This is a genomic window from Algoriphagus algorifonticola (genome assembly GCF_007655305.1).
Lineage (GTDB): Bacteria > Bacteroidota > Bacteroidia > Cytophagales > Cyclobacteriaceae > Algoriphagus > Algoriphagus algorifonticola.
Map to the genome: position 1 here is coordinate 1 of NZ_VLOG01000023.1, position 14,241 is coordinate 14,241.

The following is a 14,241-nucleotide window of genomic DNA, read 5'->3' on the forward strand; positions in this document are numbered from 1 at the left end:
GCCGTGTTCAATTCATAAATGCAACACCTAATTTTTGTTTGAGTTTTTGTAATGGACTAAGGTAATCAAACTTTCTAACGGGTCTGTTATTGATTTTTAATTCTATGGATTGAATTTGTTCCACCGAGTACTGATTCAGGTCTGTTCCTTTGGGTAAAAAAGCCCTGATCAATCCAATTCTGTTTTCCACCGTTCCTTTATCCTGAGACGTATAGGGCCTTGTAAAAAAGGTTGGCAGGTTGAATTTATCCCTGATTCGATGGTGGTTTGCGAAGGCTTTGTCATTATCGAACGTGATTGACTTAAAAAATGAGGCGCCAATCCGTTCGATTCTTCTGGTTATTTTCTGTTCAATGACATCGGCGTTCTTACCCTCTAACTTTTCCAACGTGGTGATTAAAGTAGCCCGGTCTACCAGTACCAGAAGTGCCGATTGATGGTTTTTACCCATCATCAGATCCACTTCAATATCACCGATCCGCTGCCTCTGCTCCACTACGGGAGGCCTTTTTTCAATGGAAACTCTTTCTTTGATCAGTCCTCTGGAATCCCTGTAATTACCTCTTTTACGTTTTCTTTTACCGTGTCTGAGATGTTTGTATAATCCTCTATCCTTCCTGAACTGCCAATGGTTACTTTTTTTTGCCAGCCAGATCCATTGGTAGAGGGTCTCATGGGACACTCCCGGTTGGCCATTGACTCTCCACCTGGCGGCAATCAGTTCCGGACTCAGTTTTTCATCTTCCAGCCAGATTCTGCTCTGCTCCTTCATTACCTCGGTAAACCGTCTGTGTTTGGGTTTGTATTTATGGCGTTCTTGAGCCCGGTTCATTGCTATGCGTGCTGAGTAATTTCCTGCACTACGTCCCCGTTTCCCAGTGTTTCTTTTCAGTTCCCTACTGATGGTACTTTTGTGTACGCCGACCCGACAGGCTATTGCAGTTTGACTGAATCCCTCTTTGTTTAAAACCTCGATTTGATATCTTTGCTCTAGGCTGAGCTGATTGAATTTTTGCATGTCAACACTAATTTAATTATTCAGCCTAAGGAAGGAAGCCTAGGCTTCCTTCCTTAAACTATTAGTGTTGCAATTATTACTTGAATCTGGGCTTTTTTGATTTCACCATCTTGAACTATAAAGTATGATAAAATTTCTTTAAACTGATCGAATTTAGAACCATAATTGTAGGCTCCTCCTACATCTGCTTTTTGGAATCTTTTCTCAAAAGTTGCCAAAACTTGTTTTTGAGGAAGCTGAATCAATTGGTAAGCATATTCCCATTTACCATCTAAAAAGGCGGGTTTAAAAACCATATTATTATCTAAAAAAGTAATAGATTCAATTTCGGATAATTCAGGTACTACAGTATAATTGGGTCTGAGTTGAACAAGCAATTCAGATTTTTCAAAATAAATATTGGCCAATATATTTTCATGAATTTTACCTGTTTGCATTACAACCGTAGCATTTTTCATTTCCTCGAATAAAAAAGGAGAACCTATTATACCTTCACTTTTAGGGTTTACTCCAACATAAGTAGCAAAGTTATCTTTGGTATCAATCAAGGTTTGTCTTCCTTCCGAATTCCCAATAGCTGTTTGGGGGAATACTTTACTGGATATAAAAATGCCGATGAATAATAAAAAGGTTTTCATGAGTAATCGATTACGTTGAAAATCAGTTTACGATATTCCACGGTAAAAGATGATATTAGTTTTTTTTTTGCAAAAAAAGAGGCTGTCTCAAAAGTAGATAGTTTAAAAGGCTAGCTGATTTCTCGGCTAGCCTTTCTTGTTTAACTCAAAATAGGTATTTTGAGGTGTGCAAAAACAAGACACGAATATAGTCTTTAAAGACTATTCTCCCAACCAGCTGATGCTTCTTCCTCCTAGTTTGGAAGAATTAATTCCAGCCCATCATCCAGCCCGAACCGTTAATTCGGTGATGGATCAGATCGATCTTTCCTCTGTGTATGCCTATTATTGGCAAAACGGTGCCAGTAGCTACCATCCCAGGATGCTGCTGAAGATTTTGGTTTACGGCTATCTGGAAAACTGCTTTTCCTCCCGTAAACTGGAAAAGGCTACCCGGGAAAACATCGTGTACATGTGGCTTTCGGGGATGCAGCGTCCGGACCACCACACGATCAACCGCTTCCGCTCCGAGAGACTCAAACAGGTCATCCGCGATATATTCTCCAAAGTGGTTCTGCTGCTTCATCAAGAAGGTCTTCTGGATATCAAGGAGGTCTATACCGACGGTACCAAGATAGAGGCTAATGCCAACCGTTACACGTTTGTCTGGGGTAAGGCGATCAAAAAGAACAAGGAGCGGATCAGCAAACAGCTTCAGGAACTCTGGGAATATGCAGGTTCGGTAGCCGCCCAGGAGCTGGGAGCCCAAGAACCCGACTTTATCAACCCCAGTCCGGAGAAAGTGTCTCAAACCGTGGACAAGATCAACCAAGCACTGGAAGGGAAGTCTGTGGACAAAAAGGTGAAGCAGAAGCTAAACTACGCCAGAAAGAACTGGCCGGCCAAGCTGGAAGAATATGCCCAAAAAGAGCAGATTCTGGCAGGTCGGAACAGCTACTCCAAAACCGATCCCGATGCCACCTTCATGCGGATGAAGGAAGACCACATGAAAAACGGACAGCTCAAGCCCGCCTACAACCTTCAGCTCAGTACCCATGGACAGTTTGTGGTCAACTACTCCCTGCATCCCAACCCTACCGATACGCTGACCCTCAAGCCCCATCTGGAAAAATACTGTCAGCTCTACGGTTTCTATCCCTCAAATTGCACAGCCGATGCAGGATACGGCAGTGAGGAAAACTACTGCTTCCTGGAGGAAAACCAGATCGAAGCCTTCGTCAAGTACAACTACTTCCACAAAGAACTCCAACAGGAATCCAAAGCAAAGAAAGTCTACGGACTACTCGATAACCTGCATTACGACCCGCAAAACGACCGCTACATCTGCCCCATGGGACAGCCCATGGAAAAGAGCGGGAAAAGTACCGGTAAAACATCAACCGGATTCGTTCAACACTACAGTCACTATCAGGCTAAAAACTGTTCCGGCTGTCCACTTGCGACAGCTTGCCATCCCGGGGAGGGAAACAAAGTCATCAAGGTCAACACAAGACTCCAGCAACAGAAAGCTCAAGCAAAGGAACGGCTAACCTCTGACTTGGGTATCCAAAAAAGAAAGCAACGGGCCACAGATGTTGAACCGGTTTTCGGACACTTTAAATACAACAAGGGCAGAAGCCGCTTTATGCTCCGGGGTACCGAAAAAGTGGCCGTTGAAACAGGCCTCCTTGCCATTGCTCACAACCTGGCCAAAAAGGCGGGATGAACAGCTTGCAAAGTCCATTTTTTCATCCTAAAACAAAGACAAAAGCAGTGGAGCACAGTATCCATCCATAACCCAAAAAACCAACCCAAATGAACCCGGGTCAAAAAAATAGAGGCCGAAAATCAAAAATCGGCCTCTATTGAGCAAAATCGAAGATCTCTAAATGTGAAAACTATTTATGAGACAGCCTCCATTATCATTTAAAATTAATAACCCGGATTTTGAGTTAAATTAGGGTTTACATCTCTAGCATTTAAAGGAATTGGCAACAATGTTCTAAAAGCTGGCAATTCAAATTCGGTAACCGCTCTTCCAGTTCTTACTAAGTCATGCCATCTATGTCCTTCAAAAGCAAACTCCAATCTTCTTTCTGCAAGAATTATATCGATTGCCTGTTCTACATCATTCGGAAGGGTGACTACGATGGTTTGATCATTGAAGGCTCTTCTTCTGATAACCTGTAGGTCGGCAGCAGCTCCTGCAAAGTCCCCTGTTCTAACTCTAGCTTCAGCTCTGATTAAGTACATCTCTGCCAAACGAATTACATGAACTCCATCAGTACCTGTAGTATTATCTCTGTACTTAAAGTTTACAAATACTCCTGGAGCTTCTTCTCTAATGGAGGATGCTCTTCTCAAATCACCTGGCTGATATGCATTCCAAAGACTTGGAGTTACTCCAAATTCATATCTCCCACCATTATCACGCCCGTACCAAAAGGTAACTGGATTTTGGTTGTTTGCATCAAAGAATAATTCAAAAATCGCTTCTTGAGTACCTTTGGATGCAACCATGTTCTCAAATGAAACCAACGAATATGTTGTGTTTGAAATTACGGAACTTGCTGCCGCTGCAGCTTCAGCATAGTTTCCTGTATAAAGGTACAGTCTCGCCAATAAAGCTTGAGCAGCTCCTCTTGTAGCTCTATGTCTTGTGTTATTATTGGAGCTGTAAGAAGCAGGAAGTAAACTAATTGCCTCTGTCAGATCTTGCTGAACTCTTTGCAATACCGTAGATTTTGGATCTCTGGAAACAAAGTAGCTTTCATCTATAGGAGCTGCGGTAGCTCTCAAAACCAAAGGAACATCACCAAAATAATTGGTCAAGTTGAAATGATTTAATGCTCTTACAAATAAAGCTTCACCTTTGTATTGATCTTTTAGAGCCTGAGCCATGTCGATTCCATCTACATTTTGGATAATATTATTGGCACGGTTGATATTATTATAGGCAGATGCCCAGATAGAACCGATTTCACCATTGACAGCATCCCAGTTTTTTAAATCAAGGTCTCTCCAGGTATTGAATGATCCAGTGTGTGAGACATCATTTGACGCAATATCACCTACTACATTCATTCTGAAGCCTAGATTATTTCCACCTGCTAGACCACTATACATTCCTAATACTGCAGCATTTGCGCCTTGCTGATTGACAAATACAGAGTTGGAAGAAAGAGAATCAACTGGCTCAAGATCTAATAAATCTTCAGAGCAGGAACTTACGATTATGGTTGCTCCTAGAAGCACACCTACCATTTTATTTTTTATTATATTTTTCATTTTTCGCTGCTTTAAAATCCAACATTAATACCTAACGTGAATGTTTTTGCTTGAGGGAAAGTCAAGAAATCATAGTTTCTCGCAATATTGGCTCCTGGGTTAGAGTTCAATTCTGGATCCCAACCTGTATATTTCGTCCAAGTAATTAGGTTTTGAGCCATTCCATAAATTCTCACTTGTCTCATTCCGATTCTTTGCAAGACACTATTTGGAAGGTTATATCCAAGAGATAGGTTTTTCAATCTAATAAAAGAACCATCTTCCAGCCAACGGTCAGAATCTACCCTGTTATTTCTGTTTGGATCAAGTGAAGTTGCTCTTGGGATATTCGTAATATCTCCTGGCTGCTGCCATCTTTGAAGAGCTAATTCAGACATACCCCAAGCAGAGAATCCTAAATGTTGATTAAACTGGGCAGATCTATTGATTATGTCAAAACCATAAGTGAATTGAAAGAAGACATTCAAGTCAAACCCTTTATATGTAAAGGTATTATTTAGACCTCCAAAGAAATCTGGATTTGGCTTTCCTAGGTACTGCCTGTCATCTGGAGTAATTGCCCCATCTTCATTCAAGTCTACAAAAATCAGATCTCCTGTCTCAGGATCTACTCCATTTGATTTGATCATAAAGAACGCTCCTAGTGGTTGACCAACTGCAGCTCTACTTTGCAATGAATTAATTGGAGTAGCTTCGTCTACAATTGCGGTCACTTCATTTTTAATAAATGATATATTGAATTGAGAATCCCAATTAAATCCTCCTCTATTAATTACATTTCCTGAAAGAGACAATTCAAAACCATTATTTCTCATAGATCCAATATTCTCTGTAATTGAAGTAAATCCAGAAGTGTTTGGAATTGGCTTATTCAAAAGAAGGTTTGTAGTGTTTTGAATAAAATACTCAGCTGAAACTTGGAATCTATCTCTTAAAAAACCTAAGTCCAATCCAAAGTTCAACGTACTACTTTCTTCCCAGCTAAGTCTAGCATTAGGCAATTGTGATGGAGCGAATCCAGGGGAAGCCAAGTAATTAGATCCTGCCGAATAAAGATTCAAAGCCTGGAAATTACCGATACCGTCTTGGTTACCAGTAACACCATAACTCACTCTACCTTTCAACAAACTGATTGTTTCAGAATCTTTTAAGAAAGACTCTTCCGATAAAATATACCCTACAGAACCTGCTGGGAATACACCAAATCTATTTTCAGCACCGAACCTAGATGATCCGTCTGTTCTTAAGCTTGCAGAAACCAAAAGCTTATCCTTCCATCTATAGTTTGCTCTACCGAAATAGGATAAAAGTGCGTATTCAGTTCTAAATGAAGAACCTGAATTAACTTCTGCAGCTGATGTAATATACTTGAAATCAGGACCTGGAAAATTAATACCTGTTACAAAGCCTGTTTCAGAAATATATCTCTGATAAGACTGTCCCAAGATTGCATCAAAATAGTGGTCATCACCAAATGTTTGAGAGTAGGACAAAATATTCTCGTTCAAATAGGTAGTAAATAGATTATTTGCCTGTGTACCTGAACCGTTGGTAGCGAATCCACTTCTTACAGTGTTTGGATTATATCTGTCCTCACGACCATAAATTACATCAGCCCTGAATGAGGTCTCAAAGCGAAGTCCCTTAAAAAACTTATATCCAACAGCAATATTTGGTTGCAACCTATACTCATTTAGTTCATTTTTAACCTCTTGAGCCAAAGCCAAAGGGTGACCAATCAAAGTACTGAAAGCGTGATTATAGCTTCCATCTTCCAAAAATGGCTCAAAATCAGGTCTTCCTAATGTTGCGGCACTGAATACCCCGAAAATGTTATTATCATTATTGTTCAAGTTCTGTCTTGTGTTTACAAGGCGAAGGCTTGACTTCATATCAACTTTATCACTGAACTTATGATCTAATGCAAGACTCGTTGAGTATCTTTTAAAGTCGAATGACTTTAAGAACCCTTCATTATAAAATGCACCACCAGAAACAAAGAATTTAGTGTTTTCTGTGCCTCCTCTAATGGAAACATTATAATCCTCTATCGTTCCTTGCTGGAAAATAAGACCAAACCAATCTGCATTTGGAGCATCAGCGACTTGCTCATCCGTGAATAAAGCAGGTCTTCCATCATTAGTCCTAGACTCATTCATTAGTTCTCTCCATTGGGACCCAGTTACGTTTTCAACTCGGTTAGTTGGCTCCTGAATTCCTCTATACATGGAAAGATCAACTTGGGCTTTTCCAGCTTTTCCTCTCTTTGTAGTAATCAGCACCACACCATTAGCTCCTCTTGAACCATAAATTGCAGCCGAGGCTGCATCTTTCAATACCTCAATTGACTCAATATCATTTGGATTGATTTGAGATAGAACATTAGTAGTTTGCCCTCCTCTACCTAAACTTGAGGTGTTTCCACTGTAAATTGGCATTCCATCTACCACATAAAGTGGTTCATTACTTGCCGAAATAGATGCAGTTCCTCTCACATTGATGCTTATCGCACCTCCTGGAGTCCCTGATGAAGAGTTAACCAAAACGCCTGCCGCACGGCCCTGGATAGATTGATCCAATCCGGCAACAGGTAGATTTTTAATATCTTCAGATCTAACAGAAGCAATCGCTCCTGTTACCTCACGCTTCGTCATTTCACCATAACCAACAACTATAACTTCTGACAAAGATTTTAAATCAGGGTCCAGCGTTACATTAATGATTGACTGATTACCAATTTGGACTTCTTTGGACATTAATCCAACAAAGCTGAAAACCAAGGTAGTGCCAGTACTTGGAACTGAAATGGTATACTTACCATCTAAATCAGTTGCCACACCTGTGGTTGTACCTTTTACTAGTACGGATGCTCCAGGAACAGGGAGACCATCTTCCGATGACATGACTGTCCCCGATACTGTACGGCCTTGAGCAAAAACTAAGGTTTGCCCTAAAAAGACCATCAGTACGAAAAGTAAAACTTTTTTCATAAGGATATATTTTTGGTTTAATTTAATATCAATAATATTCCGAAATATTCAATTAACAAAGCAGTATAATACAAAAGGTATAAAATTCATTTAAGTTTAAAATACAATAATATTGATATATAATTTAATTTTTCAGAATTTTATTCTGTTTTTATTATTTTTAATACACTTAATTAAATTTTTACTATTTTTTTTGACTTACATCCAAATTAAATTTTTTTAACATTTCTATTAATTAGGACAAAATAAATACTAGTCAGTATTTTTTTTATAAATTATTAGCATAGGAAAAATTCAATTTTTTTTAAAAAAAAATACAATTAATTTATATGTATTGAACTATTTGAAGCAATTTTACGAGCCCTTATTTATATATTATATAAAAAGTTTATACCGATTTATATATATATCTAATATATAAATAGACTTAAATCTAGCTCTGGTAGATTATTAATTCAATAAATGAGATTTATCCAAAATTTTATTTTGACCCAAACCCCTAAAAAATTAATTAACTTTTTCTCAGTTACAGTTGAAGTAATTAAAGAATATCGGATCAGAATTTGACTCAGAATGGAAATAAAAATAATTTCATCAAACTTCCATTTTTACAATTTGGACTAACAGGAATTCAATGCATTTACCCAAATACGTATTGTGTTTTTTAAAGCCAAATCAACTACTAACAAAAAAACCCGGACTTGCGTCCGGGTTTGAATTCCTTTTAAAGTATTTTTAGGCCTCTTGGTTCAGCTTCTGAAAAAAGATCACCATATGATCTTCTCTGCTTAAATCCAACTTATTATCCTTGATAATTTGTTTAGCCTCAGCCTGGTCATCATCAGCTAAAGACTTTACGATATTATTTGTTCTGTTTCTAACAGAATTTACCTCATTCTGAGAATCAATCAGATAGAAATTCTGCTCAAACACAAACATTCTTCCTGGAGTTGGAGAATAGCTATTCTTAGGCGGTGTTACCAAATCTGTCTGAAACTTTCTGACCAAGGTATATTTCTTTCCTTCTGCAATAACATTGACTAAATCGGTATCCTTAACTCCGCTAATCATTCCATACCCTTTTTTAAACAGTAGCTTGGTAAGCATCCCTTCATTACCTCCATTGGCGATGATAATGGAAGGACGTTCCAACATAGCATATTCAATGTAGGCTTTATTCAAATAAATTTTATTTCCAGCCTCATTGATCACCTCTAGCTCATTTTCATAAATATTGAACTTATAAGCTACATTTTCCTTCAATCCTGCATTGGAAAGTGAAATGTCTGCTCTTGCCCAATCTTCAAATAAATAAGGAGAGCCATCTATTTCTGAATAGGTGGAAAGACGGGCCGGTGAGCCGTTCAAATCCACATTGCTAATCTGCCCAAAAGACAGGTTTGATACGAGTAGTGCAACTACCACGAAAAACTTCTTCATTGTTTAATTACTTTTTTGTGTAAAGTTAAATTGTCGGTTTTTATTCTTAGAATGTAAAGTCCGTTGTTAGCAGGAAGATTCATATCTACCTGCACGGACTCTGTGTTTTTTCCTATTTCGATACTTCTGAAGACTCTACCTGCCATATCCAATATTGACAAGGTAATTGGTCCTGAATAGCTATTAGTAAATGTAACTTTCAGCTGATCCTCTGATGGAATTGGGCCAACGAAAATACCAAACCTGCTTAACTCCACTTCTTGGTCTGGAATAGCGGAAATAACTACCGGGTCAGAAACTCTATTGCATGCCTCCCCGAAAATTGCCACTTGATAGGATCCATCTCCTGTAGCTTCCAATGATCGGTTTGTTGCTCCAGGTATTTTTTCTCCGTTCAAATACCACTGGTACGAGCTACCAGGTGTTTGTGAAGTGAGCGTTGTTCCATTTACTACAATCACAGGCTTTTGAAGGGTATTTTCACCTATTTGAATACTTCTTTCGAAAGTTGTAGAGCCTTCCGCATTTGAAACGGTGAGTTTGATTAGGTATTCACCTGTATTATCAAACACGAAAAACGGATTCAGTAAACTCGATTCTCCCAATCCGCCAAAATCCCATAAATAGGTAGAAATATTACCTTCACTTAGATTTTCAAAATTGACTGCTGCTCCGGCACAAGGAAAAGTTGATTTGAAGTTCGCGAATAATACCTCACCACAATTTTGCTGAAGCCATCCCGAGGAGTTTGTAAGCTCTGCTCCTACACCCAAATTAATAATTGCATCACCTGACAAATCCACATTAGAAACAGAGATGTGCTCGAAGCAGTATTTTCTATAGATATCGTGAATTACCTTTCCTTTACCCGATGCCTTGATACTAGCCTTTTGAGTCAATGTTGCTGTAGAAGAAATACTGTCAGTAATTACAAGCTCAGAACTTGCACTCAAATTAATCACAGATGCTGGTCCAAGCTTTAATTTACCAACTGTAAGTTGAGCTTTATCCAAGATAATTTCACCGCTTGATGCTCCCAGTTCTTCTATACCTTCACTTAACACAGTGAGTTTCCCCGAGCTAACAAACAAAGACTTTACAGCTTGGGAGGCTAAATTATTGAATACTCCTTCGGTACCTGAGAAAACAGCATTAACTCCAGATTTGAGGATTCCTGAATTTTCTACAATGAAATCCTTCTTAAAAGTGAAAGTATCAAAGCTACCTTTCAGTTCTCCTGTTCCGACTATCGTAAAGGAATTCACCCGAACCTGACTATAATCAAATTCCACTTTCGCATTATCGATAATTATATCATCCAATAATTCTCCTGAAAGAACTTTCCAATTTCCTTCCAAGAAATTGATCTTAACATTTTCAAAGGAAGCCTGACTTAATTCAACTAATTTTGGATTGGAGTTGACAGCAGAGAAGTTAATTTCTCCATTTTTGATGGTAGTAATCTGATTACTGATTCGTAGACCTCCGGAAGCATCAATTTGATTTCCTTTTAAGTCTAGTGTTACGATTTGATTCCCAAAGAAATTAAGACTGAAAATGTCCACATTAGAGTCCAAGGAAACGGTGGTATTGCCGGAATTGGTGCCTTCAAAAACTACTCTAGTGGATGCCTTAGGGACTCTACCAACTGCAGGGCCGTCCACAGAAGAAGACCAATTTGCACCATTATTCCAGTCTCCTGAAGTGCCTCCTATCCAATACAGGGTTTCATCAGAGCCATCAATCACACCCGCTGTAAAAACAATAGAATATTGCTGAATATCAAATTTTAAGTCTCCCTTGTGAGAAACCCTCACCCGGTATTTTTTTGCTTGAGGAGACTCTATAAATACCTGCTCCACGTTGTCACGGAAATTATCTTTGGTTCTATCCCCTCTTGCTCCTGCTCTTTGAGTTGGATCCAAGGTCCAAGGAAAGAACTCTTTTCCATCCTCATCAAATATTCTCAAATCCAGGTCATTAACCAGCATCAGATTGCTCGGATTATTGGCTGTTCCTTGAGGTGTTCCTGCGGGATCTGTCCAAGCAATAGTCGCCCGAATAGGAGTTACTCCATCAGATACAAATTCAAACTCCTGAACTTCTTTGTTTCCTAAAATTTCTTCTCTGATAAAGGATGAGCTTCCATCCTCATTCAAAATAATTTTTGCGGCCGCATTTACGTCTAAAAGTCCCCACCCATACATATAATCTGGGCCTGGCGCAGGACCTGCTTCTTTTGCTGTATGAATAGTCAAGGCTTTCAAGGCAGAAGAAAGCATAAACCTCCCCGAATTTCTATTAGAGTATAACTGCTGCAACAAAAACATGGATCCTGTCGCATTGGGTGCCGCCATAGATGTTCCACTTTGACTTGCATAGCTATCTTGGCCATTACTGATGGAGGCACTGAAAACATTCACCCCCATCGCTACCAAATCAGGTTTAATTCGTCCATCATCCACAGGGCCCCAAGAAGAAAAATTACTCATTTTCACATCTTCCGGAACGGTGTAATTCAAAACCTGTTCTACTGCACCTATGGTAAAATTATTTTTCGCAACCCCTTCAGGACCGATGGTATCATCCGGTCCATCCGGATCCCTCGTCCCATCTCCTACATCATTACGGTCATTTCCTGCGGACCAAACCACACTGTAATAAGGTTTGGTAAACAACAATTCATCTATTGCCTGGCTTTTGGTAGAATAGAATCCAAATCTCCAATCCTTATTAGGATCTACGCTTGGATTACCAAACCAAGTCCAGCTTCCACCACTAAACCTCCAACCCAAGACAATTCCATATGAATGATTAGAAATCAACATCCCGTTAGGTTTTGTATCAGGATCATAGGCATTGGCATTCATTTTTGATACATCAGCGTCCCAATTAAAAGACCAGCCTGTAGCTTCATAGGCCATTCCTCTTGCCTGTGGGTTGACTCCTGAGGCCAGCACTGTACCAGATACGTGAGTAGCGTGGGTACTTAATTGCTCGGAAGACCCATCAATTTGGGTCAGTCTATTGCCGAATTCAACATGATCTGGCTTTGGGCGTGTTTGGTCAAAAATCCCAACAGTCAACCCTTTACCTGTTAGATTCAAACCTAAACTCCCACCTGGCTGAAGCATATCAGCTCCAGTAGTTTTTGCGGCGTTCAAATTAAAAGGGGCATAAAAAACCGGGAAACCAGATTCATCTATGAATTGAACCTTAGACTGAAATCCCCCTTCAAGACTTAGATGGCCATCAGAGTTCAAAAATTCATAGTTCTTACTGGACAAACTTCCAGAAAAGCTCAGTTTGTCTAAATGCTTTTGAAGGTTAGATTTAACCTGATTACGAGCTTCTTGTAAAAGCTCCTTCTTGTTGCTAGACTCTTGTGCATAGAGGGAATTCCCCATCATCAAAAGAGCAAATATCACTACTAATCTCATATTGCGCCTCGTTATAACATCAAACTGTTATACAACTGCTTGGGTTTATAAATTTTCTGATTATCCGTAATCATGCCAGTTGCCTTATTTTCTTTGCTTGACTGATTAGAAGACCGATGACCGAAGACCCAGCCACGGCCTTTAGGTTTGCAAAGTAGAATTATTTGAGAAAATCAGAGCTAATATCTTTACGATTATTAAGTGACTCAGATATTGAATAAATTGAAAAAGAATGGGGTGAACTTTCGCCACGGCTAGGCTAGCGACCTCTTGCCAGTATCAGTCCCCATTCTTAGTTGAGTTGCCAGTAACCAGTTAGAATTTTAGGCTTTAGGCCTGTTAAAGGTTTTAGTTTCCGCAACTCTCATTTGTTAAACTTCAATGTCTAAATTATGAAATTCAAATCAATTATTGGAGTCGATGTAAGTAAATCTACACTTGATGCTTATCTGAAGATCAACCAATGCCACGCAGTCTTTGAAAATAATGAGAAAGGTTACCAGGAGCTGGTGGAATGGGTAATGGAAAACTCTGGGTTAATACTCGCAGAAGAACTGCTTTTCGGATTTGAATCCACTGGGATTTATTCTTCAGAACTTGCTTTGTTTCTTGAAAAGCACTCCCTACCATTTTATATCATCTCAGGACTTGAATTAAAGCGATCCTTGGGAATAAGAAGAGGTAAGTCAGACAAGGCAGACTCTAAAGACATAGCTGAATATCTTTATGAAAAGCAGGAGAAGATTATCCCCACTGTTCCTCCCAAAAAGGTCATCCAGGATCTCAAAAAGCTGTTTAATTACAGAGAGCGACTTGTAAAAGACAGAGCAGCTTACATCACCCGTATCAAAGAATATGAAGCTGTAGTTTCAGAAAACAAATTAAAAGTCTATCAAAAATCCAATACCGAAGTAATCGCTTGTTTAGATAAACAGATCGAAACCGTAGAGAAAGAAATAGACAAACTTTTACGCAAAGATGAACTGTTAATGAACCAATATAAGCTGATTAACTCTATCAAGGGCATAGGCCCACAGACAGCTGTTGCACTTATCGTCTTAACAGAAGGGTTTACCCTATTCGATAGCTGGAGAAAGTTTGCCAGTTATGCAGGAACAGCACCGTTTCCCAACCAGTCAGGTACATCCTATCGAGGGAGAACCAAAACCAGTCCGCTGGCGAATAAGAGAATTAAAACACTGCTGACATTATGTGCAGGCACAGCCATCCAATACAGCACTGAGATGAAGACCTATTACAAGAGAAGAACCGGTGAAGGGAAAAGCAAAATGAGCACACTTAATATTATCAGAAATAAACTTATTGCAAGGGCTTTTGCTGTTGTCAACCGAAATTCCAGCTATGTAGACATATTAAAATATGCCGCATGAAAAAAAACTGAAAATCTTCTTGCTTAAACCTTAGAATACTGGCAGGCGAAGCTTCCG

At 39.3% G+C, this 14,241-nt stretch carries 8 protein-coding genes; 2 read left to right on the forward strand and 6 right to left on the reverse strand.

The genetic code is table 11. The features are described from left to right. Positions 1–7: 7 nt before the first annotated feature. Both FL972_RS05435 and FL972_RS05440 read right to left on the reverse strand, forming a co-directional pair. Positions 8–1,018, reverse strand: coding sequence for an IS30 family transposase (locus tag FL972_RS05435; protein WP_144602280.1), 1,011 nt, complete (start codon positions 1,016–1,018; stop codon positions 8–10). A 53-nt stretch (positions 1,019–1,071) separates the two neighbouring features. Further along, positions 1,072–1,566: a hypothetical protein gene (locus tag FL972_RS05440; RefSeq protein ID WP_144604067.1), complete on the reverse strand. Its 495-nt coding sequence runs from the start codon at positions 1,564–1,566 to the stop codon at positions 1,072–1,074. A 256-nt stretch (positions 1,567–1,822) separates the two neighbouring features. On the opposite strand from FL972_RS05440, the gene FL972_RS05445 reads away from it, so the two are divergent. Beyond that, positions 1,823–3,361, forward strand: coding sequence for an IS1182 family transposase (locus FL972_RS05445; RefSeq protein ID WP_144604068.1), 1,539 nt, complete (start codon positions 1,823–1,825; stop codon positions 3,359–3,361). A 206-nt stretch (positions 3,362–3,567) separates the two neighbouring features. Here FL972_RS05445 and FL972_RS05450 read toward each other — a convergent pair whose 3' ends face one another. From FL972_RS05450 to FL972_RS05465, 4 genes are all read right to left on the reverse strand, one after another. Next, positions 3,568–4,923, reverse strand: coding sequence for a RagB/SusD family nutrient uptake outer membrane protein (locus FL972_RS05450; protein ID WP_144604069.1), 1,356 nt, complete (start codon positions 4,921–4,923; stop codon positions 3,568–3,570). Between the two features lie 11 nt (positions 4,924–4,934). Next, positions 4,935–7,913, reverse strand: coding sequence for a SusC/RagA family TonB-linked outer membrane protein (locus tag FL972_RS05455; protein WP_144604070.1), 2,979 nt, complete (start codon positions 7,911–7,913; stop codon positions 4,935–4,937). A gap of 735 nt (positions 7,914–8,648) precedes the next feature. Next, complete coding sequence (locus tag FL972_RS05460) at positions 8,649–9,353, reverse strand: hypothetical protein (protein ID WP_144604071.1); 705 nt, start codon at positions 9,351–9,353, stop codon at positions 8,649–8,651. After that, the gene (locus FL972_RS05465) at positions 9,350–12,793 is read right to left on the reverse strand and encodes a S8 family serine peptidase (protein ID WP_144604072.1); all 3,444 of its coding nucleotides are present in this window, start codon (positions 12,791–12,793) and stop codon (positions 9,350–9,352) included. The genes FL972_RS05460 and FL972_RS05465 overlap by 4 nt, the downstream gene beginning before the upstream one ends. Positions 12,794–13,185: 392 nt before the next feature. On the opposite strand from FL972_RS05465, the gene FL972_RS05470 reads away from it, so the two are divergent. After that, positions 13,186–14,184, forward strand: coding sequence for an IS110 family RNA-guided transposase (locus tag FL972_RS05470; protein WP_144602881.1), 999 nt, complete (start codon positions 13,186–13,188; stop codon positions 14,182–14,184). The last annotated feature ends 57 nt before the right edge of the window (positions 14,185–14,241 follow it).